The 23236-nt window shown below is 34.5% G+C and carries 20 protein-coding genes; 5 read left to right on the top strand and 15 right to left on the bottom strand.

Annotated features, from left to right (window positions below; genetic code table 11):
* Positions 1 to 48: 48 nt before the first annotated feature.
* Complete coding sequence (gene gyrA, locus J3495_RS17380) at positions 49 to 2685, top strand: DNA gyrase subunit A (protein WP_210667982.1); 2637 nt, start codon at positions 49 to 51, stop codon at positions 2683 to 2685.
* Positions 2686 to 2733: 48 nt separating this feature from the next.
* Positions 2734 to 4002: a tetratricopeptide repeat protein gene (locus J3495_RS17375; protein WP_210667980.1), complete on the top strand. Its 1269-nt coding sequence runs from the start codon at positions 2734 to 2736 to the stop codon at positions 4000 to 4002.
* 71 nt (positions 4003 to 4073) lie between these two features.
* On the opposite strand, the gene J3495_RS17370 is transcribed toward J3495_RS17375, so the two are convergent.
* From J3495_RS17370 to J3495_RS17345, 6 genes are all read right to left on the bottom strand, one after another.
* Positions 4074 to 4493: an OsmC family protein gene (locus J3495_RS17370; RefSeq protein ID WP_210667978.1), complete on the bottom strand. Its 420-nt coding sequence runs from the start codon at positions 4491 to 4493 to the stop codon at positions 4074 to 4076.
* 178 nt (positions 4494 to 4671) lie between these two features.
* Positions 4672 to 6630 (bottom strand): DUF349 domain-containing protein, encoded by a 1959-nt coding sequence (locus tag J3495_RS17365; RefSeq protein WP_210667976.1) that lies wholly within the window; start codon positions 6628 to 6630, stop codon positions 4672 to 4674.
* A gap of 305 nt (positions 6631 to 6935) precedes the next feature.
* Positions 6936 to 7685 carry a shikimate dehydrogenase family protein gene (locus tag J3495_RS17360; RefSeq protein WP_210667974.1) on the bottom strand — a complete coding sequence of 250 codons (750 nt, stop codon included), beginning with the start codon at positions 7683 to 7685 and terminating at the stop codon, positions 6936 to 6938.
* A complete protein-coding gene (locus J3495_RS17355; RefSeq protein WP_210667972.1) occupies positions 7685 to 9082 on the bottom strand; it encodes a tetratricopeptide repeat protein in 1398 nt (465 codons plus the stop codon). The genes J3495_RS17360 and J3495_RS17355 overlap by 1 nt, the downstream gene beginning before the upstream one ends.
* A 291-nt stretch (positions 9083 to 9373) precedes the next feature.
* Entirely contained in the window at positions 9374 to 10564 is a 1191-nt protein-coding gene (locus J3495_RS17350) for an aspartate aminotransferase family protein (RefSeq protein ID WP_210667970.1), read from the bottom strand.
* Positions 10565 to 10652: 88 nt separating this feature from the next.
* Entirely contained in the window at positions 10653 to 12296 is a 1644-nt protein-coding gene (locus J3495_RS17345) for an OstA-like protein (protein ID WP_210667968.1), read from the bottom strand.
* Between the two features lie 285 nt (positions 12297 to 12581).
* On the opposite strand from J3495_RS17345, the gene J3495_RS17340 reads away from it, so the two are divergent.
* Complete coding sequence (locus J3495_RS17340) at positions 12582 to 14453, top strand: alpha-amylase family protein (RefSeq protein WP_210667965.1); 1872 nt, start codon at positions 12582 to 12584, stop codon at positions 14451 to 14453.
* 73 nt (positions 14454 to 14526) lie between these two features.
* Here J3495_RS17340 and J3495_RS17335 read toward each other — a convergent pair whose 3' ends face one another.
* The 7 genes from J3495_RS17335 to rsfS form a co-directional block, all read right to left on the bottom strand.
* On the bottom strand, positions 14527 to 15309 hold the full coding sequence (locus J3495_RS17335) for a superoxide dismutase (RefSeq protein ID WP_210667963.1): 783 nt from the start codon (positions 15307 to 15309) through the stop codon (positions 14527 to 14529).
* A gap of 12 nt (positions 15310 to 15321) precedes the next feature.
* Positions 15322 to 15585: an acyl-CoA-binding protein gene (locus J3495_RS17330; protein ID WP_210667961.1), complete on the bottom strand. Its 264-nt coding sequence runs from the start codon at positions 15583 to 15585 to the stop codon at positions 15322 to 15324.
* Positions 15586 to 16239, bottom strand: a complete 654-nt coding sequence (locus J3495_RS17325; RefSeq protein ID WP_210667959.1) for a phosphatidylserine decarboxylase family protein — start codon at positions 16237 to 16239, stop codon at positions 15586 to 15588.
* Positions 16229 to 17116 carry a phosphatidate cytidylyltransferase gene (locus tag J3495_RS17320; protein ID WP_210667957.1) on the bottom strand — a complete coding sequence of 296 codons (888 nt, stop codon included), beginning with the start codon at positions 17114 to 17116 and terminating at the stop codon, positions 16229 to 16231. The genes J3495_RS17325 and J3495_RS17320 overlap by 11 nt, the downstream gene beginning before the upstream one ends.
* 1 nt (position 17117) lies before the next feature.
* Positions 17118 to 17720: a lactate utilization protein B/C gene (locus J3495_RS17315; protein ID WP_210667955.1), complete on the bottom strand. Its 603-nt coding sequence runs from the start codon at positions 17718 to 17720 to the stop codon at positions 17118 to 17120.
* Between the two features lie 114 nt (positions 17721 to 17834).
* On the bottom strand, positions 17835 to 19760 hold the full coding sequence (gene ftsH / locus J3495_RS17310) for an ATP-dependent zinc metalloprotease FtsH (protein WP_210667953.1): 1926 nt from the start codon (positions 19758 to 19760) through the stop codon (positions 17835 to 17837).
* 15 nt (positions 19761 to 19775) lie between these two features.
* Positions 19776 to 20147 (bottom strand): ribosome silencing factor, encoded by a 372-nt coding sequence (gene rsfS / locus J3495_RS17305; RefSeq protein WP_007809313.1) that lies wholly within the window; start codon positions 20145 to 20147, stop codon positions 19776 to 19778.
* A 92-nt stretch (positions 20148 to 20239) separates the two neighbouring features.
* On the opposite strand from rsfS, the gene J3495_RS17300 reads away from it, so the two are divergent.
* Positions 20240 to 20968, top strand: a complete 729-nt coding sequence (locus J3495_RS17300; protein WP_210667951.1) for a biotin--[acetyl-CoA-carboxylase] ligase — start codon at positions 20240 to 20242, stop codon at positions 20966 to 20968.
* Between the two features lie 136 nt (positions 20969 to 21104).
* Here J3495_RS17300 and J3495_RS17295 read toward each other — a convergent pair whose 3' ends face one another.
* Positions 21105 to 21497 carry an SRPBCC family protein gene (locus J3495_RS17295; protein ID WP_210667950.1) on the bottom strand — a complete coding sequence of 131 codons (393 nt, stop codon included), beginning with the start codon at positions 21495 to 21497 and terminating at the stop codon, positions 21105 to 21107.
* 159 nt (positions 21498 to 21656) lie between these two features.
* Positions 21657 to 22301, bottom strand: coding sequence for an orotate phosphoribosyltransferase (gene pyrE, locus J3495_RS17290; protein WP_210667948.1), 645 nt, complete (start codon positions 22299 to 22301; stop codon positions 21657 to 21659).
* A gap of 7 nt (positions 22302 to 22308) precedes the next feature.
* Here pyrE and J3495_RS17285 point away from each other — a divergent pair, with 7 nt between their 5' ends.
* Complete coding sequence (locus tag J3495_RS17285) at positions 22309 to 22920, top strand: NUDIX hydrolase (protein WP_210667946.1); 612 nt, start codon at positions 22309 to 22311, stop codon at positions 22918 to 22920.
* Positions 22921 to 23236 lie beyond the last annotated feature (316 nt).

Raw genomic sequence — 23236 nt, 5'->3', positions numbered from 1 at the left:
TATCTTGGCACGCTTTGAAACTAATATAATTATTTAATATAACAACTTATGTCTGAAGGAGAAAAGTTAATTCCTATTAACATAGAGGATGAAATGAAATCAGCTTACATCGATTATTCGATGTCAGTAATCGTATCGAGAGCGCTTCCAGATGTTAGAGATGGCTTGAAACCAGTTCATCGAAGAGTTCTTTACGGAATGTATGACTTAGGAGTTTTTTCGAATAAAGCTCATAAAAAATCGGCGAGAATCGTAGGAGAGGTTCTGGGTAAGTACCACCCTCACGGAGATACTTCTGTTTATGATGCGATGGTGCGTATGGCACAAGAATGGAGTTTGCGTTATTTATTAGTGGATGGACAAGGGAACTTTGGTTCTGTCGATGGAGATAGCCCTGCGGCAATGCGTTACACTGAAGCCAGAATGAAAAAGATTTCGGAAGAAATCATGGCAGATATCGAAAAAGAAACAGTTGATTTTCAATTGAACTTTGACGACACATTATACGAGCCTAAAGTAATGCCAACGCGCGTTCCTACTTTATTGATTAATGGAGCAACAGGTATTGCAGTAGGTATGGCGACCAATATGCCTCCTCACAATCTTACGGAGGTAATTAATGGAACTCTTGCATATCTTGATAATAATGATATCGAAATAGATGAGTTAATAACACATATTAAAGCTCCGGATTTTCCAACAGGAGGAATTATATATGGTTACGAAGGCGTTCGTGAAGCTTTTAAAACGGGTAGAGGTCGTATCGTAATGCGTGCCAAAGTTGGTTTTGAAGAAGTTGACGGAAGAGAATCAATCATTGTAACCGAGATTCCTTATCAGGTTAACAAAGCCGAAATGATCAAACGTACGGCTGATTTGGTGAATGATAAAAAAATTGAAGGTATTGCCAATATTCGTGACGAATCGGATAGAAATGGTATGCGTATCGTTTATATTCTGAAGCGTGATGCTACGCCAAACGTAGTATTGAATACCTTATATAAATACACATCATTACAATCTTCTTTTAGTGTAAACAATATTGCGCTGGTAAAAGGTCGCCCACAAATGCTGAATCTAAAAGATATGATTCACTATTTTATTGAGCACCGTCATGATGTTGTTGTTCGTAGAACTCAATTTGAATTGCGAAAAGCCGAAGAAAGAGCACATATTTTAGAAGGATTAATTATCGCTTCTGATAATATTGATGAAGTAATTAAAATTATACGTGGTTCTAAAAATACAGAGGAGGCTCGTGATAAATTAATCGAAAGATTTAAATTATCAGATATTCAGGCTCGTGCTATTGTAGAAATGCGTTTGCGTCAGTTAACAGGTCTGGAACAAGATAAGCTAAGAGCTGAGTACGAAGAGTTAATGAAGTTAATCGAGCATTTAAAAGCTTTATTGGCAGATGTAAATTTAAGAACAGAATTAATTAAAGAGGAACTTACAGAAATTCGTGAGAAATACGGAGATGCCCGTCGTTCTCAAATAGAATATTCTGGTGGTGATGTGAGTATCGAAGATTTGATCGCTGATGAAAATGTGGTGATTACAATTTCGCATGCAGGTTACATCAAACGTACCAACTTAACAGAATACAAAATACAAAATAGAGGAGGAGTTGGACAAAAAAGCGCTGGAACAAGAGATCAGGATTTCTTAGAGCATATGTTTGTGGCAACAAATCACCAGTACATGATGTTCTTTACGCAAAAAGGAAAATGTTTCTGGATGCGTGTTTATGAAATCCCGGAAGGAAGCAAAACTGCAAAAGGCAGAGCGATCCAGAATTTGGTCAACATTGAAAGTGATGATAAAGTAAAAGCTTTCATTTGTACTCAGGATCTAAAAGACAAAGATTATATCAACAGTCACAATCTTGTAATGGTAACAAAACAAGGTCAGGTGAAGAAAACGTCTTTAGAGAAATATTCTAAACCAAGGGTAAACGGTGTTGCTGCTATTACGATCAAAGAAGGTGACGAATTGCTTGAAGCAAAATTAACTAACGGAGAAAGCCAAATTATCTTAGCGGTGAAGTCTGGTAAACTAGTTCGTTTTGAGGAAACTAAAACGCGTCCGATGGGAAGAACAGCTTCCGGAGTTCGTGGAATTACCTTAAAAGATGATACCGATGAAGTTATTGGTATGGTTACTGTAGACAAAAATGATATTAACGACTCACAAATTTTAGTTGTAACTGAAAATGGATACGGTAAACGTACCAAATTGGTGGATGACGATGGTGAAGATGTTTATAGAATAACAAATCGTGGAGGAAAAGGTGTTAAAACACTTAATATTACAGAGAAAACAGGAAAATTGATTTCGATAAATGCTGTAACCGATGCTGATGATTTGATGATTATCAATAAATCTGGATTAACAATTAGAATGGCTATCGAGGATTTACGTGTTATGGGACGCGCTACTCAGGGAGTTCGATTGATTAATTTAAAAGGAAAAGACTCTATTGCTGCCGTAACAAAAGTAATGAAAGATGATGTTGCTGAGGTTATTGTTGATGAAGATGGTAACGTCATAGAATCAGTTGTTGAAAGAGTTAAACCAGATTTGGAAGTTCTTGAAGACGACGGAGCAGTAGAAGACGATGACGACGATGATGACAATGTTGTAGAAGACGAAGAGGATACTGAAGAAGAATCTGAAGAATAAATTTAGAGTAAGAAAAAAAAAGAAAATTAAATACACAAATTGAATATTATGAAAAGTAAATATGTAATACTTGCGTCAGCATTATTGATATCAGTAGCTACTTTTGCTCAAAAAGATCAGATTAAAAGCGCTGAAAAAGCACTAAAAAGCGGAGATGCTCAAGGGGCAATTGCAATTTTGAAAGATGCAGAAAACATTATTGTAAATGCTAAAGATGTAGAACAAGCTCAGTTTTATTTTATAAAAGGTAACGCTTTCTTAGATTTAGCCAATAAAAAAGTAGAGGAAGGTAAAAACTTGTCTCAAGCTGCTGAAAGCTACCAAAAATTAATTGAAATTGAAAAACAATCTGGAAAACCAAAATATTCTGCTCAAGCAGCAGGTTCTGTAACAGAAATCAAAGGAAAATTAATCAATGCTGCCATTGCAGATTCTCAAGCAAATAAACATGCTGATGGAGCAAAAAAATTGTATGACGCTTACTTGTTAGACAAAAAAGACACGATCAATTTGTATTATGCAGCTTCTACAGCGGTTAACTCTCAGGATTATGATCTTGCGTTACCGATGTATGAGGAATTAAAAAAGTTAAATTATTCAGGAAAAGGAACCAGTTTTACTGCTGTTAGTAAAACTAACGGTGAAGTTCAAGGTTTTTCAGATGCTAAACAAAGAGATTTAGCGGTAAAATTAGGTACTCACGAAAAACCTGAAACTGAAAATATTCCTTCTAAAAGAGGTGAAATTTACAAAAATTATGCTTTGATTTTGCTTCAAAAAGGACGTACAGAAGATGCTAAAAAAGCAATTGCTGATGCCAGAAAAGCAAATCCTGAAGATAGTTCATTGATTCTTTCGGAGGCTAATTTGTATCTTGAAACGAAAGATTATGATACATACAAAAAATTGGTAGGTGAGGCTTTGCAAAAAGATCCAAACAACGCTGATTTGATTTTTAATTTAGGTGTAATAAGCAACAACGCCAAAAACCCAGTTGATGCTGAAAAATATTACCTAAAAACAATCGAAATTAATCCAAACTATACTAATGCTTACATTAATTTAGCGGCTCTAAAATTAGAAGCAGAGAAACCAATCATTGATGAAATGAACAAATTAGGCACTTCTGCTAAAGATATGAAGCGTTATGATGTATTAAAAGCTCAAAGAGAAAACGTATTCAAAAGTGTAATTCCTTACCTTAAAAAAGCTAATGAATTAGATCCTAAAAATGAAGATATTACTAAAACATTAATTGGTGTTTATAGTGCTCTTGAAATGACAGCTGAAGCTAAAGCCCTAAAAGCTAAAAAATAATTCGCAACATTATTTCATAAAAAAAACCATTCGGAAACGAATGGTTTTTTTATACCTAAAAATTACTTTTACTAGCTTACCAAAGTAGCAGTTAATGTAATTGTAGTATTTAAAAGTTTAGAAATCGGACAAATTTCTTTTGCTTTAGCAGCAGTTTTTTCAAATTCATCAGCAGAAATTGACGGAACTTTTCCCTTCAAATCCAAATGAATTAGAGTAATAGTACCATCTTCAAAAGTTACTGTGGCTTCTGTACTCAAATCATCTGCTACAAAGCCAGCTTCATTCAATAAAAAGCTTAATTGCATCGTAAAACAGCCAGAATGTGCTGCAGCGACAAGCTCTTCAGGATTGGTACCAACGCCATCTGCAAATCGTGTCTTAAATGATAATTGTGCTTTATCCAGTGTGGTGCTTTGCGTACTGATTGTTCCTTTGCCCTCCATACCGGTTCCTTGCCAGTTGGCATTTGCTTTTCTTGTAAATTTCATCTTGTTACTTATTAAGGTTAATATATTAAAATTTTGAATATCAATAAATTTTTAAACCATAAATATAAGCAATATTTGAAAGTAATGTTTTATGAATATGTTACTTAAAAGCCAAATTCAAAAAAAAAAAGAGCTCAATGATAGTTCATTGAGCTCTTGGGTATCGTATAAAAGTCTTTTATTCCTGACCTAAATTGCGTAATTGTTTTAGTTTTTCTTTCCAAACTTCAAGGCTTTCTTTATGAATAGCAATGTTTTTGCGAACTTCTAATACAATTGAATTTTCTTTTTTAGCATTTTTGGTATTCGTAAAAAACTGAATATTATTTTCTAACTGAAAAATTTCATTCTGAACTTCTTCAATTTTTCGCATTAAGAAAATCTTTTCATTGTCTAGTTTTCTGGTATCATTGCTTCCAGATAATGAATCAATTCTGTTTGAGAAACGCATCATTTCTGTTTCTTTTTTACTCAAACTTAATTTTTCAAAAAGGGCATCCAGTATTTTATTGAATTTTCCTTCGATATGGCGTCTCGAAAATGGAACTTTTCCAAAAGCTTTCCAGGTTTCTATGTGTAATTTTATAGCATCCAAATCGGTTTTGTGATCGCCCGTAAGTTGGTAAGCTCTAAGGGTATCCAAATAGGCTTTTTTATTATCAAAAGCAGTGATTTCGTCTACGTTTTCTTCAGATTTTTGCTCTTTTAGTTTATCAAAATAGTGGTTACAAGCATCTTTAAACTCTTTCCAGATCTTATCTGAATATTTTTTAGGAACATGCCCAATTTGTTTCCACTCTTCCTGAATTTGCTTCATTATCGGTGTAGTTGCTACAAAATCAGTACTTTCCTGCAATTCTTTAGCTTTTGCAACCAGAGCCATTTTTTTATTTAAATTGTCATTCTGGTCTTTTTTAATGTCTTTGTAAAATGAATTTTTAAAAGAATTAAAATTTCGAACAGCAGTTTTAAAGGCAGCCCAAGTTTCTTCATTTACCTCAGATGGAACTTTTCCTGCAGCAAAAAAATCATTTCTAAGTGCTTCTACTTTTTGTATTTGAACCAACCATTGAGAATGGGCATTTACTTTTTCGGTAGCTAAAACTTCTATTTTAGCAATAATTTCTTTCTTGGTTTCCAGATTTTTTTGCTCGTTTGCTCTCTGACCTTCAAACAAAACTTCTCTTTTATCATGAATTTGTTTGGTTAACTCGCTAAATCTATTCCAGATGGCATCACGATGTTCTTTAGAAACCGGTCCAATATCTTCTTTCCAGATACGGTGCAAATCTTGCAATTCACGAAAAGATTTACTTATGTCGGTTTCGTTGACCAATTCTTCAACGCGAACAATAATTTTTTGCTTTTGCTCTAAATTGTATTTAAAATCAAGATCTCTTGCCTCACGGTCTAGGTGCAAATAATCATAAAAATTTTCTACATGAAAATGATAATTATTCCAAACGTGATTGTATTTGTCTTTCGGAATTGGGCCAGCGTTTTTCCATCTTTCTCTTAAATCATTAAAATGTTTAAGAGTATCTTTAATGTTTTCCTGTGGGTTAATAAGCTCTTTTAGTTCTTCAACGATGGCAAGTCGATTTTCTAAATTTGATTTTAAATTGGTTTGTAAATGCTTAAAATGGTCATTTCTTTTTTCTCTAAATACATTATAATATTGATCAAATTTAGCTTTTAAAGGAGAATGATATTCAAATTCTTCATTAGGATCTTGATTTGAAGCATTAAATTCTTCTTTTTTTTCATCCAGAAGATGACTGAATTGCAGTAAAAACGATTTTTTTATTTCCTCGATATGGTCTTTTACAGACATTACTTTGTCCAGAGCCACCAGTTTTTTTAATTCGTCAACCAGCGCATCCAGAGAAAAAGTATCATAATCCTGCAACGGAATATCATGACGATCTTTTAAGGTTTCGTCTTCACTTTCTGCAGCATTAGAGCTTGTGATAGCGTCTAAAGCCTCTTGATGATCCGTTTCAGTTGTGTTTGTAACGTTTTGTAAATCGTTTTCTGTTGCTGAATCTTCAATCGGAGTATCCGTTTGAGCAGCATCATTTGCGATTTCTAATTTTCCATCTGCTTCTTGCAGGTTATCATTCTTTTCTTCTAACATTTTCAAATGTATAAGGTTTGTATTTAAGAGACCGAAAGATAGTGAAGGTGTTTCTAAATACAAAATAAATCCTTTGTTAATAGCTTATTTCTCTATGAAATTCTTAACTATACAGGTGTTTAGGAGGTATGAATGGCATTTTAATTTTAAATTTTTAAAATAAATTCAAAAAAAAGCTTCTTTTATTTTAGAAAGTAAAGAGTGTTTGAAACATGAAATGGCAAAGTATTTTATTCAAAAAAAACTAAAACATTAATTATTGAAGCAATATGATTTTTTGAAAAGTAGTTTTAATCTCTAAAAAATTATTTATTCCAGATTTTCCATGATTTCTCCGCCTGAAAAATAAGCATGTCGTAGCCATTTTTTATCGTGGCTCCATTAACTTTTGCTTTCTTCAAAAAAGTGGTTTCTTCAGGATTATAAATCAAGTCGTAAGCAATGTGTTTGTCTGTAAAAAACTCGTACGGAAGATCTGGGCAAGCCTCTATATTAGGACTTGTTCCTACAGGAGTACAATTGATTATAATTTGAAAATTATCAAAAGTTGTGGCATTTATCAAGTCATAATCAATCATGTTTTCTTTGGGTTCTCTCGAAACAAAAGTATATAGTATATCAAGCTCGTCAAGTGCAAATGCAACGCCTTTGGAAGCACCGCCAGTGCCCAAAATAAGTGCTTTTTTGTGATGTGGCTTTAATAATGGTTTTAATGATTTTTTGAAACCATAATAATCGGTATTAAAGCCTTTTAATCTTCCGTTTTTGGTGAATTTAATGGTGTTTACCGCACCAATTAAAGTTGCTTTTTTTGATAATTTATCTAAGAAAGGAATGACTTGCTCTTTGTACGGAATGGTCACATTGAGTCCTTTTAGATCGGGATTGTTTTTTACTATTTCGCTAAATTCAGTAATGTCTTGAATGTCAAAATTCTCGTAGCTATTGCCTGCAAAGGTTTCATGGCTAAATTTTTCTGTAAAATATCCTTTCGAAAATGAGTAACTAATATTACGACCTAATAATCCAAAACGTCTCTTTAAAATATCGATCATTACTGTTTTTTATGTTTTGCAATATAGTTTTGTACTGTTTTTTTTGTCCAGATTACTGGAAATAAATCTTCGATTAAGATATAATTGTCAAAGTTCAGGCGTAATCCATTGCTTAAATGAAATTTGGCTTTGGTATTGTCCTGAAGCATAAAATACAATCCTGCCAAACGGTACTCAATTTCGTTTTCTTCTGGAAAATATTCCGAAGCTTGTAATAATGTTTGAACAGCACTATCAAATTCGCCTAAAAATTGAAGAATATCAACCCAGAATAACCAGGTATCTAGCTCACAATCGCCAAATTCTACAGCTTTTCTGTATCCAAATTCGGCTTCTTCAAAAAAGTTCATTTGTTTGTTTATCGTTGCGTAACGTTTCCAATACAAACGGTTCTGATTGTCTATTGCCAATGCTTTATTGACAAAAAACAATGCTTTCTGAAAGTTTTTCTGGCGTACATAAAAATCTGTAATAGCAATCCAGCCTTTGTCTAAAAGAGGATCTTCGTGTACGGTTTGATTGTAATATTTTAAGGCTAAAACAGCGTTGCCTAATTTTTCGTAACATTTACCAATTCGCAATAAAGCATACGATGTAGCATCGTCTAGCTCGATCGTGCGGTTGTAGCTTTCTATCGCTTCGGCGTATTTTTTTAGACGTTCGAACGCTTTGGCTTTTTCCATAAAAGCGCCCAAAAATTCGTCATCGATAAGGGTGGCATAATCAAAAGCACGAATTGCGTTTTCGTATTCTTTTACGCCGTAATGCAAGCGACCCAGTTGGTGCCAAGCTATTTCGCTGTAAGGATTTTTATTGATGTATTCGTTCAAATAGGCAATTGCTTCTTGATTTTGGTCTAAAAATTCAAAACAATACACCACATTATACAAGGCCGATTGGTCTTCTAAATCTTCTTCAAGACATTTTATAAAACTGTCTTTTGCCATTTCGAGGTTATCCATAAAAAGGTATTCCATTCCGATTAAGTTGTACACATCGGCGTAGTCGTCTGTATATTGCAATGCAATTTTAAGTAGTTCTACCGCTTTCTCGTGTTGGTCTCTCTTAGAATAAATATTGGCTTTCTGAATGTAAATTTCCTCGTTATTGGGTTCGATTGCGTACAACTCGTTTAAAAGCTTTTCAGCGATTTCAAGTTTGTCGTCGTAGACCAACATTTCTACTTGTACTAATTTTAAGCCTGTAGATTTCGGGTGTTGATCTAATGCAAGTTTTAAGGCCTTTTTTGCTAAATTAGCCTTGCCCATATCTAAATAATGAAGAATAATTTCTTCAAATTCTTCAGAATCAAAAAAGAGTACTTTGTTTGTTTTTAACATTGACTCAAATTTGGAGAGGGATAGGTTATAATCTTCTTCTTCGTTGCTTAATTGCATACTTTTTTTTTTGAAATTAGCCTGTTATAAATTTAGGCAACCATATTTTGTTGTGAGGATAGGAAATTAATTGTTTTGAACAATTTAATTAACAATATGGATAGAATCTGGATTCTATTTTTAAGTTATACTCTTTGATGTGTAAAAATTAAATTTTATTGTTATTCTACACTATTATTTTTTAAAATATCATTTTGTGTACAAGTGCCTTAGCCCTGATAGCAGCGATATCCTTTTGCTTTTTCCTTTAAAAAGCAAAAGATAAAGCGGATAGCAGGAAATAGCTCCTGATTATGCTTTTTGTTTCATTATTTCATCCATAACCTCTAAGATTATGGCACAACCTTCTTTGATTTCTTCTTCAGAAATCGTGAGCGGTGGCGTTATTCTTATCGCACAGCCTTCAAACAGCAACCAGAATAAAATGAGCCCTTTGTCCTGACAGTTTAAAATAACCTGATTGGTTATTTCGGCAGTTTCGGTCATTGCGGCCAGCATTAGTCCTTTTCCTCTAACTTCCTTTATCAAAGGGTGTACCAAAAGCGTTCTAAAGAGTTTTTCTTTTTCTAAGGCTTGCTGCATGAGGTTTGTTTCGGTTAATTCCTGCAAAGTCGCTAAACAAGCTGACGCAATGACAGGATGTCCTCCGAAAGTAGTGATGTGTCCTAGTTTTGGATTTTCGGTCAGCAGATCCATTTTTTCTGCGGCTGCGGTAAAGGCTCCTACTGGCATTCCGCCACCCATTCCTTTGCCCATCACGACAATATCTGGAACGACATCGTAATTCTGGAAACCGAATAATTTTCCGGTGCGTCCAAAACCGGGCTGAATTTCGTCTACTATCATCATGGCGCCCACTTCGTCACAGCGTTGGCGAACTTTTTTCAAAAAGTTATCCTGAGGCTGAATAAATCCTGCGCCACCTTGAATCGTTTCCAGCAAAATTGCGGCGGTTCTGGTGGTTATTTTTTGTAAATCTTCTTCGTTATTAAAGGTAATAAAATCGACATCCGGGAGCAAAGGACGAAAGGCTTGTTTGCGTTCTTCAAACCCCATAACGCTCATCGAGCCCATGGTATTTCCGTGGTACGCATTATGACAAGAAATTAGCTGGCTGCGGCCTGTTGTTCGTTTGGCTAGTTTTAGCGCACCTTCGATCGCCTCTGTTCCTGAATTGACCAGATAGGTTTTATTGAGCGATTCAGGAAGGAGCGAAGCCAGCAATTTGCAATATTGTACGGCAGGACTTTGTGAGTATTCGCCATACACCATCACGTGCGAATATTTGTCTAATTGGTCTTTTATGGCCTGATTGACTCTCGGGTGTTGATGCCCAAGGGTGCAAGCCGAAACTCCCGCTACGAAGTCTAAGTATTTTTTATTATTGGTATCGTAAATATAGGAACCTATGGCATGCGAAACTTCCATCCCGAGTGGGTAAGGAGAGGTTTGTGCCTGGTATTTTATAAAATCTGGATTCATTTTTTTAAGGTTCTAAGAATCTAAGTTACTAAGATTCTAAGATTTTTGTTGTAATGTGTCAAGGTGGTTCAAAACGCCTCAATTATTGCTATTTTTTACTCTTTGCTGCAGGTTTCTTCTTGTCGTAATTTAAAGTTTCTTTCCTGATTTTCATCGGAACATTTACTTTGGCGGCTTCGTCTTTTCCTTCTTTGATTAATTTATCGTTTTCTTCATTTTCTTCTTTCGAAAAAATATCTTCTTTTGATTTTATTCGTTCGTCAATTCGCCAGACTAATCCTCTTAGTTTTCGCGCATTTTCGGGCAAATCAATTTCGGGAAAAATGTCACCATCTACTTTGTTAAAAAAGGTGATGGTTTCGATGGCATTATTCTCTAAAATAAGATTGATTTTGCTACTTACATTTTTATTAATTCCGATGAGTTCTTTTTCGTCATTTCGCATAAAATAAACCACTTCCGTATTTTTAATGACATCTACATCGTGCAGTTTTCCATCTTTGAATTTTCCGAATAAATTAAGTCCCTTGACCTGATTGAATCCAGTGCCGAGCGTATCCCGCGAGACCATAAAAGTATTGTTGAGTACTTTTAGCGAGTCTAATTTTTTGGTTGTATTGTTCCCAATTAGGTGCATGATATCGCCGGTAATCTGACTTTCTCCATTCCACAAGATTGGGTTTCCTATCAGTTTTGTGAGCGCAGTTTTGGCACTCGAATGTATCGAATCGCATTTTCCGCTCATGTCGGTTTTGTAAAAACGAACATTATTAAAAGCTCTAATGATGCGATTGTCTTCTTTTCCGGTTACCATTAATCTTTTTCCATGAATGTAAACTGAATCATTGTCTACAAAATTTACGGCAACGGCTCTTTTGGTCACAAACATCGAATCTTTGAGTTTGTAAATTTCGGCATAATGACCTTTGATGATACCCCGATTGATAGAATCTGTAATTTTTACATTTCGGGTGGCAGATGCAAATTCAACATTTCGATTATAATACAAACTATCTCCTTCAATTAAGCGGTCATCGTACCTTATGTAAGACTTTCGAAGAAAATGGGCCAGGTTTTTTTTGGTATCATAAAAGCCTTTTTCGGTGTAAATATAATTGGCTTTACTGGTAATCGTTGATGGGCCAAAGAGGTACGAATGCCCCGAATTACTGTAATAATCTAAATGATTCGATTTTATAACGTATTTTGGATTGGTAATGGTCACTGCTGTCAAAAACTGAAATTTCTTTTGGGCCACAAAATATTTTCCGGATTTACTCACCAAAGTATTGTCTTTGTTTATAATAGTTCCTTTCGAATTATAAAAAACTTCCTGAACATTCCGGTCAAAATTGATTGTATCGGTTTGCAGAGTCGCATCGGGAGAAGTCATTACAGCATCGCCAGTAGCAAATGCTTTTTTTAGATTTCCGTTGTATTCTGCATATTTACTGTTTAAATACAAAGTATCACCTTGTACCAATTGTACATTACCAAAGGCTTTTAAGTAATTTTCCTTCTGAAAAAAATAGGCCTTATTACAGGTCATAACAACACCGTCATGGTCAATTATTACATTTCCGGTAAGCAATAATGCGCCAGGGATTAATTGTTCATTGACCTCAGAAAGATCGGCATTTTTGATAATTATTTTTTTTGTTGTTTGTGCTAAAATGTTTTGGGCATGTAACAAAAACAAGCAAAAAGAGATGAAAAACAGTAATTTCTTCAATTGATTTAATTTTTGTCAAATTTATGAAAAAGGATAGAACCGTAACAGATATTAAGATTTATTTATAACCGAAAATAGTTTCTTACAGGCAAGTTCTAAAGGTGTGTTAAACTTATCAACAAAAAGGCAAACTCTCACGTTGTAGTATTGTGTTTGCTAATGATTTGTAATCGATTTGTTTCCAGATACTTTTAAATGTTGAAAAATAGCCTAAATTTAGGGAATGATTATTAATTTTTTAATTAATTTTTAAAAATGGAATAATGTTATGTTAAAAAAGAGAATATGATAAATAAGAAAACTTTTGTTACCGGAATAACTCTTCTGATTTTGGTAACAGCCTGTAAAACAAATGATTTAAGAATGAATGCTGCGAAAGATGAAGCCTTACCCAAAAATAAAATTGTAGTATATCAAGTTTTTACACGTTTGTTTGGCAATAAAAATACAACCAATAAACCTTGGGGAACGATTGAAGAAAATGGAGTCGGGAAATTTAATGATTTTACAGACAAAGCACTTCACGAAATTAAAGATTTAGGGGCTACATATATTTGGTACACCGGAGTTCCGCATCATGCTTTGGTACGTGATTATACTGCTTACGGCATTTCAAACGATGATCCCGAAGTGGTAAAAGGCAGGGCAGGATCACCTTATGCCGTCAAAGATTATTATAATGTAAATCCAGATTTGGCGGTCAATCCGGCGAATCGCCTGCAGGAATTTGAAGCTTTGATTGCGCGTACGCACAAAGCTGGTCTAAAAGTGATTATCGATATTGTTCCGAATCATATTGCTCGTAAATATGAGGGTAAAACCAATCCTGAAGGAGTTAAAGATTTTGGTGTCGATGACGATGTTTCAGTTGAGTATGCTCGAAATAATAATTTTTATTACATTCCGAATACGGAATTTATAGTTCCGGATGGAAATCCTCCATTAAATGGAGAAAAAAATCCGCTTGTAGACGGAAAATTTACTGAATCTCCAGCAAAATGGACAGGTAATGGTTCGCGAAAAGCAAAGCCAGATCAAAATGACTGGTACGAAACAGTAAAAGTAAATTATGGAATTCGTCCTGATGGTTCCAAAGATTTTCCAGAATTACCGGCGGGATTTGATAAAAAGTCCTATAAAGAACATTTTACTTTTTGGCAGGACAAAGACGTTCCGGACTCATGGAAAAAATTCAGGTCGATAGCTTTGTATTGGATGAATAAAGGTGTTGATGGATTTAGATTCGACATGGCAGAAATGGTTCCGTATGAATTTTGGAGTTACATGAATTCGGCAATTAAAACAAAAAAACCAGACACTTTTTTATTGGCAGAAGTGTATAATCCGAAAGAATATCGCAATTATATCCGTTTGGGAAAAATGGATTATTTGTACGACAAAGTAGAAACGTATGATAAGTTGAAAGATGTTGTGCGTGGGAATTCATGGCCTGACGGACTTTCGGATATTCAAAAAGGAATGGCGGATATTGAGCATCACATGCTTCATTTTTTAGATAATCATGATGAACAGCGTTTGGCAAGTCCAGAATTTGCAGGAAATCCAGAGCGAGGAAAACCTTTGATGGTAGTTTCTACCACCATCAGCACATCACCAACAATGGTATATTTTGGACAAGAAGTGGGAGAGGCCGGTAATGAAAATGCAGGTTTCGGAACCCATTCCAGAACTTCTATTTTTGATTATATCGGAGTTCCGAATCATCAGCGATGGATGAATAACGGCAAGTTTGACGGAGGCCAACTGTCTGACAAAGAGAAGTTTTTGCGTGATTTTTATAAGCGATTATTAAATTTTTCGATCAACAGCTCGGCCTTAATGGGAAGTTTTTACGAAATGCAAACTGCAAATAGATTTAAAACAGTGAGTTACGACGATTTTGTATATTCGTATGCACGCTGGTCCGAGAGTCAAAAATTAATTGTAGTAACCAATTTTTCGGGAACTGTAACAAGTGAATTTGAATTGAAAATTCCATCGGAGCTTATCTCAAAATGGAGTTTAAAAGACGGCGATTATCCATTGAAAGACCAATTATACAACACAAATACCATTCAGATGAAGGTTCAAAACGGAGAAGGATTTGCAAAGGTGAAAATCGTGCCTTCAGAATCCTTTATTTATGAATTAAAATAAGAAGTTTGTAATCTACCATTTTGGTTATTGATTCCTAAAAAAAAGCTGAAACAAATGATGTTTCAGCTTTTTTTTAAAACTTTTTTACCTGAGTTAAAGCAGTTTTGTAGTTCTCGTTCACTTTTTCCCAATTGATTAATTTGTAAAAAGCATCGATATATGTTTTCTTCCTATTTTGATAATCTAAGTAATATGCGTGCTCCCACAAATCGATTCCTAATATGGGTGTTCCTTTGATCAGGGCATTTTTCATGAGTGGATTGTCCTGATTTTCGGTGGTAGTAACCTGTAATTTACCAGCTTTATCTACGACCAACCAAACCCAGCCTGAACCAAATTGTTTGTTTGCTTCATTTTTAAATTGCTTTGTAAGATTATCAAAAGAACCAAATTCTTTATTAATCGAACTTGCAAGAGTATCTTTTGGCGTTTGTTCTTTTGGTGTCAGAATATTAAAATACAAAGTATGATTGTAATATCCTCCGGCATTCTGGCGAAGTTTGGCATTATTTAAATCTAACTTTTTTAATATGTCTTCGATAGGAGCATTTTCAAATTCAGTACTCGCTATTTCTTTGTTAAGATTATTGGTATAGGTTAAATAATGTTTAGAATAATGTGTTTCCAAGGTAAGCGAGCGTATTTGAGGAGCTAGACCATCATACGCAAATGGAAGTTTGGTGATTTCAAAAGAACCTGGATCAGCTTTTACATCATCTGGTTTGCCTATCGTGATTTTTTCTTCCTTGGTAGGCAAGGGTACTTCAACAACTTCGGTTAATTGTTTGTCATTACAGGAAAATAATACAATAGATGAAGCTAAAATTGAGAGTGTGGTAAAAAATTTATTCTTCATGATTAATTATTTTTATGTTAACGAATTGATAATTTCGATATATTTTTCTTTGGCTTCATCTGAAGAAAGATGACTAATCTGCATCCATGCATTTGTTTTAAAGGCATTTCGCAAGTCAAAATTTTCAGAGTGATTATAAATTGCAGTACCAAAAGTGGCTTGTTTATAATATGCATAAAGTCTTAACTGCACATCTTGTGGCAGCGAAGATTGTGTCATCTGCAACGCTTTCTCAACGGCTTCTGTAAAACGAATATCTAAATTTTTGGCTGTCATTTAAGCTTTTGTAGCAATAATGGTTTTTCCTCCAATAGCTTTTTGATTCAAAACCACATTGATTGGAGTACCTAAAGGTAAAAATAAATCTACTCTTGATCCAAATTTTATAAAACCTGCGTCTGTTCCCTGAATAACCTGCATTCCTTCTTGTGCATAATTGACAATTCTTCGGGCCAATGCACCAGCAATTTGTCGGTACAAAATTTGACCAAAGGTTTCGTTTTCTATTACAACAGTTGTTCTTTCGTTTTCTTCACTCGCTTTTGGATGCCAGGCAACTAGGAATTTCCCCGGGTGGTATTTACTAAATTTTATGATACCGTCCATGGCATAACGCGTAACGTGGACATTGATTGGTGACATAAAAATTGAAACTTGTAAACGTTTATCTTTAAAAAACTCACCTTCGTATACTTCTTCAATTACGACCACTTTTCCGTCTACAGGAGCAAGTATGTGATCACTGTTTCTTATTGCGATTCTTTTTGGATTTCTAAAGAATTGCAAAATGATAATCAAAATTACCAAAGCAGCTAACTGAACCAGCATTCTTAGCCAATTGATATCAATAAATTTGTCAGCAAGTAATAGTACTGCAACAGTAAAAACTGTGCCTAATAAAATGGATGGGGCTCCTTCTTTATGAAACATAATATAAGATTTGGTAAAATAAATATATAATTGGTGCTACAAATATAACACTATCTAGTCTATCTAGAACACCTCCGTGTCCTGGCATGATCGATCCGCTGTCTTTTACACCCGCAACTCGTTTGAATTTTGATTCGACCAAATCACCAATAGTGCCGAAAACACTAACAATAAGAGCGATAATTGTCCAGATCAAAATAGACATATTGCTAAATTCTGGATTAGGTCTGATGTAAAATTTTGAAATTAAAAAACCGGCAAGTGCTGCAAAAATAACTCCGCCAAAAAAGCCTTCAATGGTTTTTTTTGGAGAAATACGTTCAAATAATTTGTGTTTTCCTATTGACTTTCCTACCAAATAAGCAAAAGTGTCATTGGTCCAAATAAGTACAAATAGACCAATTATGATTTTAGGATTGTAATTTTTAATTCCAAATGAAATTTTAGTGATAAAAATAAAAGGCAACGTAATGTATCCTATTAAGTAAATGTATTTTGACAATTTACTAATGCTCTGGCTATCATCAAATAAAAAGAAAATACATTTGATAGACACTAAGAGCGTTATCGCCAGAATGACAATAAATAATAAATCAGTATCAACTGTGATCTCAACTTCTTTTTTTAGAAGTTTATTAAAGTAATTTTCGGTTTCGGTTTTATAAAAACTGACCAAAACAATCGATGTGTAAATAAGGTAAACAGAGGTAAGTGCAAAAACTTTGTTGATTTTTGCCAAATTGCAAAATTCATAAGTTGCAATAATTAGAAAAATACCAAAAAGGATGATAAAGCTTTCAGTAGAAAACAAAATAGATGTTAGTAATAAAGCGATATAAACAGCACCAGAAATGGTTCTTTTAAGTGTTTCATTCATCTTAAAGATCTTCTAGAAGCAATAAATAAAGGTTTTTAGCAACACTTCCGTACTGTGTAAAATCTTCTTCTTTCGCTTTTTCGAAATATTTTATTGTAGTAATATTAGTAGGATAGTCTCTCTCATACTTTCTTTTAATAGCACTTAAACCATCACTTTTTACAGAAAGAATCTGACTCGTGGTCGCAATAATTACAATGTTTGCGGGTAACTCATTTGGCTTGTTTTGTTTAATTTGTTTTGAAGAAAATAAAATAGAACCTTCGTCTGCAATCAAATTTTCGCAAGTAGCCAATAAAAATTTAGGTTTTACAGGAGCAGTATAAAGTAACTTGTTTTCGTCTAATAAATTAAAAAGCGCTGGTTCATAACATAACACTTCACTTTCAAACCAATCATTTTCTTCCAAAATATTTTCAAATTGTTCAGCAACTTCTTGTTTGTTCTCACAATATAAAAATTTGCCTCCATTTTTTTTAAAATTAAAAATGAAGCGCTCATCTATAGATAAATGGCTATCCGAAATAGAACCCGCATATTCACTTACATTTTCTTCTTCGGAAGAGGCATTGCTCGAACCAAATAATTTTTTGAAAAAACTCATTATAGCTGAAATACTTTATATATTAATTTGAAATCGTTCAAAGATAAAAAAATCTTAATTCAAAAGCCTGTTTTGAATTAAGATTTTAATAATTATTAGATATTTCGTTAAAGCTTAGGAAACTACTTCTTCAAGATTTTTATCAAAAGTACGTTTTCCAAAAATTGTTTCTAAGTCGTCTTTAAAGATTACTTCTTTTTCAATTAAAATATCAGCAAGTTGATTCAGCTTGTCTTTATTTTCTTCAAGAATGTTAATAGCTCTTTGGTACTGACCTTCAATCAAATCTGAGATTTCTTTGTCAATTACTTTTGCTGTTTCATCAGAATAGGGTTTTGAAAAATTGTATTCGCTTTGTCCTGTAGAATCGTAATACGTAACATTTCCTATTTTGTCATTCAGACCATAAATTGTTACCATGGCACGAGCCTGACGTGTTACTTTTTCTAAATCACTCAAAGCTCCTGTAGAAATTCTGTCAAAAGTTACTTTTTCAGCAGCTCTTCCACCCATTGTAGCGCACATTTCGTCTAGCATTTGATCTGTTCTCACAATTTGACGTTCTTCAGGAAGATACCAAGCTGCTCCTAAACTTTGTCCGCGAGGTACAATAGTTACTTTAATAAGTGGTGCAGCATGCTCTAACATCCAGCTTACAGTTGCATGTCCGGCTTCGTGAATAGCAATAGCTCTTTTTTCTTCTGGTGTGATAATTTTGTTTTTCTTTTCAAGACCACCAATAATTCTGTCTACTGCGTCAAGAAAATCTTGCTTGTCTACGGCAGTTTTGTTGTAACGCGCAGCAATTAAAGCAGCTTCGTTACAAACATTCGCAATATCTGCACCTGAGAAACCTGGAGTTTGCTTGGCTAAGAAGTCTAAATCAAGACCTTCTACTTTTTTGATAGGAGCTAAATGCACGGCAAAGATTTCTGCTCTTTCGCGAATGTCTGGTAAGTCAACAAAAATTTGTCTGTCAAAACGACCCGCACGCATCAAAGCTTTGTCTAAAACATCGGCTCTGTTGGTTGCGGCCAAAACAATTACGTTTGAGTTCGTACCAAAACCATCCATTTCTGTCAATAATTGGTTTAAAGTATTTTCTCTTTCATCGTTTCCGCCCGACATATTGCTTTTTCCTCTGGCTCTACCTACAGCGTCAATTTCGTCAATAAAAATGATAGCCGGTGATTTTTCTTTGGCTTGCTTGAATAAATCACGTACTCTTGATGCACCAACACCTACAAACATCTCAACAAAATCAGATCCTGACAATGAGAAGAAAGGTACTTGAGCTTCGCCTGCTACAGCTTTTGCCAATAATGTTTTTCCAGTTCCCGGAGGTCCTACAAGTAAGGCTCCTTTTGGAATTTTACCTCCAAGATTAGTGTATTTTTCAGGGTTTTTAAGGAATTCTACAATTTCTTGAATTTCCTCTTTTGCACCTTCTAAACCGGCAACATCTTTAAACGTAGTTTTAATATCTGTCTTTTCGTCAAATAACTTAGCTTTCGATTTTCCGATGTTAAAAATTTGTCCGCCACCGCCACCGGCACCGCCAGACATTTTACGCATAATAAAAATCCAAACACCAATGATGATGATGATAGGCAGCAAGCTGATTAAAATATCGCTCCAGTTGTTTTTTTCCTGAAAAGAATAATTTTTTATCTTTTTCTGGGCATAAGCAAGTTGTAAGGTTTTTTCAAAATTCTGAATATCACCAATTTTCACAACATAATGCGGTCCTTTGTTCGGTCTTTTAAACATATCTTCAGCTACTTTTTTGTTAGCTGGGTTTTTAAGAGCCGCATCCGTTAGAAACACTTCTGTTTCTGACTTGTTATAAATTATTACCTTTTCAATTTCTCCTTTTTGCAAAAGATTATTGAAGTTAGGAGGTGATAATTGTATTGGTTCGCTTAAGTTTGATCCTCCAGTTGTAAAACTGATAACCAAGAAAACCAAAAGTATTGCGGTATAAATTAACCAAGGACTTATTTTAAATTTATTCTGATTCGGATTATTATCTTTAGCCATTAGAAGAAAATTTCTTTAATATTTGTTTTCGATTGTAGTTATTTTAGCATCACCCCAAAGACTCTCGATATTATAGTATTCGCGAATGTGTTTCTGGAAAACGTGTACCACAATGTGTACATAATCCATCAATACCCATTCTGCGTTATCGGTGCCTTCTACATGCCAAGGTTTGTCTTTAAGATCTTTGGATACTGTTTTTTGAATTGAGTTTACAATAGCATTCACCTGAGTGTTTGAGCTACCGTTGCAAATAACAAAATAGTCACAAACTGCTGTGTCTATTTCTCGTAAGTCAAGAATATCAATGTCATTTCCTTTTACTTCTTCAATTCCTTTGATTATGTTCGCCAATAGAACATCATTGTTTATAGTCTTTTTCGCCATGAATTATTTATATGAATTTGTAAAGTTACCAAATTTTGTTATTATTTTTGAACCTTAACAAAATATTAAATTAAGTTATTTAAATTACTTGAATGAAACTAATCAAACTCGATGCCATAGATTCTACAAATGATTTCCTTAAAGCACTAGCAAGCCACGATGAACCTGATAATTTTACCGTAGTAACAGCTGAAACTCAGAGCAAAGGCAAAGGGCAAATGGGGGCAAAGTGGCAGTCTGAGTCGGGTAAAAACTTAATTATGAGTGTCTTGGTAAAGGATTTTGTGTTTGATAATCAGCAGGTTTTCGACCTCACAGTCGTAGTCGCATTGTCGGTTACAGAGGTATTAAAATCGTTGAATATTCCTGATATAAGCATAAAATGGCCTAACGACATTATGTCATACAATAAGAAAATCGGTGGCATTCTAATCGAAAATACTTTCAAAAGTGATGGCAGAATCTTGTCAGTAGTCGGATTAGGACTCAATGTTAACCAAACCAATTTCGAAAATCTGCCTAATGCTTCCTCATTGGCTTTGATTGTCAAAACGCAATTCGATAAGGAAATCTTTCCTAATTTGATTGTCGAAAAAATAAAACAAAAAATCGCTCTGTGGCTCACTCATTCTACACTTTTTTGGAGCGAGTATTTTGATACTTTGTTTCGAAAAGGAGTTCCAATGCCTTTTAAAAATCTCGAAAATCAAAATTTTATGGGAATCATTCAGGGCGTTTCTTCCTCAGGAAAAGTTCAGATCTTACTCGAAGACGACTCTGTATCTGAGTTTGATATTAAAGAAGTTCAGATGCTTTATTAGAGAGGTACTTAGGTGATAAGTTGCTAAGATGCTAAGTTTTTGGCTTTGTAAGATGTATTAGAATGTTGTTTCAAAATAGCACAAAAAAAGCCCGATGGTTCACATCAGGCTCCTAATATTTTTATTTTCTGTCGATTTACAATTTGGTCATGTTATTGGCCAAAGTTTCAATAAATTTACCAATCGGCCCTTTGATCATCATGGCCATCATCGGATTAAAATCTCCTTCAAAGTCCAGTTTTACAGTACTAGAAGTATCAGACTCACTTTCTATATTCGAAACCAAAGTAAAAGGTAGTTTATCACTTGCTGCACCCAAAACAATTTTGCTTGGAGAAGTTTTTTCTTTCATTTTCAGTTTTATTTCTGGCATTCCTTTCAGTCCAAAAATAAAAGCATCTTCGCCAATCACTTCAAATTTAGCAATATTATCCGGCATCAATTTTTCAAAATTCTTAACATCACTCAATAAATCAAACAATTCTTGTGCTGATTTCTGAACAGTAACTTTTGGACTCTCTAAGTTCATATAGTATTATTTATTTTTAACGCAAAGTGCGCAAGGTTTTTTTATTATGATTGCGAATATTAAACGCAAAGTTCGCAAAGCTTTGTCGAAAAAATTTTTAAATTCCAATAAAGATCGAAGCGATTTTTCAGAAAATCTTTACTCTTTACTCTTTACTCTTTACTCTTGTCCCCAAGTAGATGGCGTTTTGCTCCATTCTTGCAGTGCTGCCTGATCGTCCTCGGTAATATATTGCTTTTGAACTGCCAAATCCAGTAGATTCTCGTAGTTGCTCAATGTATACAAATCGATATTAGCGTTTTTAAAATTCTCCTCTGCAACACCAAAACCGTATGTAAAAATCGCTGCCATTCCCTTAATGTTTGCACCCTCGTTGCGCAAGGCTTCTACAGCCATCAAGCTACTGTTTCCGGTACTAATCAAGTCTTCTACCACCACCACATTCTGGCCTTTTTGCAAAAAGCCTTCTACTTGGTTTTGTCGGCCGTGTTTTTTAGGTTCTGGACGCACATATACAAACGGTAATCCGAGGCTTTCGGCCACCAAAATACCGATTCCAATGGCACCAGTAGCCACACCGGCAATCACATCGGGTTTGCCAAATTGTTTTTCTATATTTTTCGCAAATTCATCACGAATGTAGTTTCGGATGGGCGGAAATGAAAGAATTAACCTATTATCACAATAAATAGGCGACTTCCAACCAGAAGCCCATGTAAAAGGATTTTCTGGATTCAATTTAATTGCATTTATTTGCAAAAGCAATTCTGCTGTTTTTTCGGCGGTATCTTTATTAAAAATCATAGTACAAATGTATAAAGTTTTTGTGAACGACAAACCACTTTTTTTGACAAATGAAATCTCTAAGGAGACTAATTTTCAAATATTCTTGTTAGAAAGTATTGATATCGAACAACTTATCGTAAAGATATTTCAAAATAAAATACAATCGGCATATTTATACCATCCTGACGAAAAGGAAATAATGAAAACTTTGAAGACTAAAATTCCTGTTAATAAAGCCGGTGGTGGATTGGTTTTTAACAAGAAAGGTGAAGTTTTATTTATCTTCAGAAATGGTAAGTGGGATCTGCCAAAAGGTGGAATCGAGAAAGGTGAGGAGATCGAAGACACCGCAATGCGCGAAGTAGAAGAAGAAACCGGGGTCGGAAAACTCAGAATCACAGGCAAACTTCAAAAAACATATCACGTTTTTAAACGCAACGGAAAATACAAACTCAAAATCACACATTGGTTCGAAATGCATTCCGATTTTGAAGGAACACCGCAAGGCCAACTCGATGAAGGCATCGAAAAAGTAGCCTGGCTCAACCCCGAGCAAATCAAAGAAGCCTTAAAAAACTCATACGAAAACATCAAATTATTATTTGAGGAAGAAAAGAAAGTCTCTATTAAAGAATAAAGCTTCTAAGTCGTTAAGTTGCTGAGAAACTGAGTCTCTACTTTACAGGGCGTGCCACCATCCCGATAAGAGGGCTAAAGTACGTTGCGCATATACGCCCTCTTATCGGGATGCTGTCGGTATAATCGGAAAAACCAAAAGTAACGATTTACCAAGCCAAAAGTATCAAAAAAAAAGAAAGCCTACAATTGGAGGGCACTGAAAAACATCCCTTATTTTGATCAGGTTTATTTTTTAGACAATAAAAAAACGCTTATAACAGGACTTTAAAAAATCCGCTATAAGCGTTTTTCGTTTTATAACTGTTTTTGATTTG

Source organism: Flavobacterium geliluteum (assembly GCF_017948595.1).
GTDB classification, from domain to species: domain Bacteria; phylum Bacteroidota; class Bacteroidia; order Flavobacteriales; family Flavobacteriaceae; genus Flavobacterium; species Flavobacterium flavipigmentatum.
Note: the sequence above shows the minus strand (reverse complement) of the source record. Positions and strands in the feature narration are given on the sequence as shown.

Bases quoted from the DNA above. Each gene is read 5' to 3' on its own strand.
- gyrA (WP_210667982.1), top strand. From the start codon at position 49: ATGTCTGAAGGAGAAAAGTTAATTCCTATTAACATAGAGGATGAAATG.
- J3495_RS17375 (WP_210667980.1), top strand. From the start codon at position 2,734: ATGAAAAGTAAATATGTAATACTTGCGTCAGCATTATTGATATCAGTA.
- J3495_RS17370 (WP_210667978.1), bottom strand. From the start codon at position 4,493: ATGAAATTTACAAGAAAAGCAAATGCCAACTGGCAAGGAACCGGTATG.
- J3495_RS17365 (WP_210667976.1), bottom strand. From the start codon at position 6,630: ATGTTAGAAGAAAAGAATGATAACCTGCAAGAAGCAGATGGAAAATTA.
- J3495_RS17360 (WP_210667974.1), bottom strand. From the start codon at position 7,685: ATGATCGATATTTTAAAGAGACGTTTTGGATTATTAGGTCGTAATATT.
- J3495_RS17355 (WP_210667972.1), bottom strand. From the start codon at position 9,082: ATGCAATTAAGCAACGAAGAAGAAGATTATAACCTATCCCTCTCCAAA.
- J3495_RS17350 (WP_210667970.1), bottom strand. From the start codon at position 10,564: ATGAATCCAGATTTTATAAAATACCAGGCACAAACCTCTCCTTACCCA.
- J3495_RS17340 (WP_210667965.1), top strand. From the start codon at position 12,582: ATGATAAATAAGAAAACTTTTGTTACCGGAATAACTCTTCTGATTTTG.
- J3495_RS17335 (WP_210667963.1), bottom strand. From the start codon at position 15,309: ATGAAGAATAAATTTTTTACCACACTCTCAATTTTAGCTTCATCTATT.
- J3495_RS17330 (WP_210667961.1), bottom strand. From the start codon at position 15,585: ATGACAGCCAAAAATTTAGATATTCGTTTTACAGAAGCCGTTGAGAAA.
- J3495_RS17325 (WP_210667959.1), bottom strand. From the start codon at position 16,239: ATGTTTCATAAAGAAGGAGCCCCATCCATTTTATTAGGCACAGTTTTT.
- J3495_RS17320 (WP_210667957.1), bottom strand. From the start codon at position 17,116: ATGAATGAAACACTTAAAAGAACCATTTCTGGTGCTGTTTATATCGCT.
- J3495_RS17315 (WP_210667955.1), bottom strand. From the start codon at position 17,720: ATGAGTTTTTTCAAAAAATTATTTGGTTCGAGCAATGCCTCTTCCGAA.
- ftsH (WP_210667953.1), bottom strand. From the start codon at position 19,760: ATGGCTAAAGATAATAATCCGAATCAGAATAAATTTAAAATAAGTCCT.
- rsfS (WP_007809313.1), bottom strand. From the start codon at position 20,147: ATGGCGAAAAAGACTATAAACAATGATGTTCTATTGGCGAACATAATC.
- J3495_RS17300 (WP_210667951.1), top strand. From the start codon at position 20,240: ATGAAACTAATCAAACTCGATGCCATAGATTCTACAAATGATTTCCTT.
- J3495_RS17295 (WP_210667950.1), bottom strand. From the start codon at position 21,497: ATGAACTTAGAGAGTCCAAAAGTTACTGTTCAGAAATCAGCACAAGAA.
- pyrE (WP_210667948.1), bottom strand. From the start codon at position 22,301: ATGATTTTTAATAAAGATACCGCCGAAAAAACAGCAGAATTGCTTTTG.
- J3495_RS17285 (WP_210667946.1), top strand. From the start codon at position 22,309: ATGTATAAAGTTTTTGTGAACGACAAACCACTTTTTTTGACAAATGAA.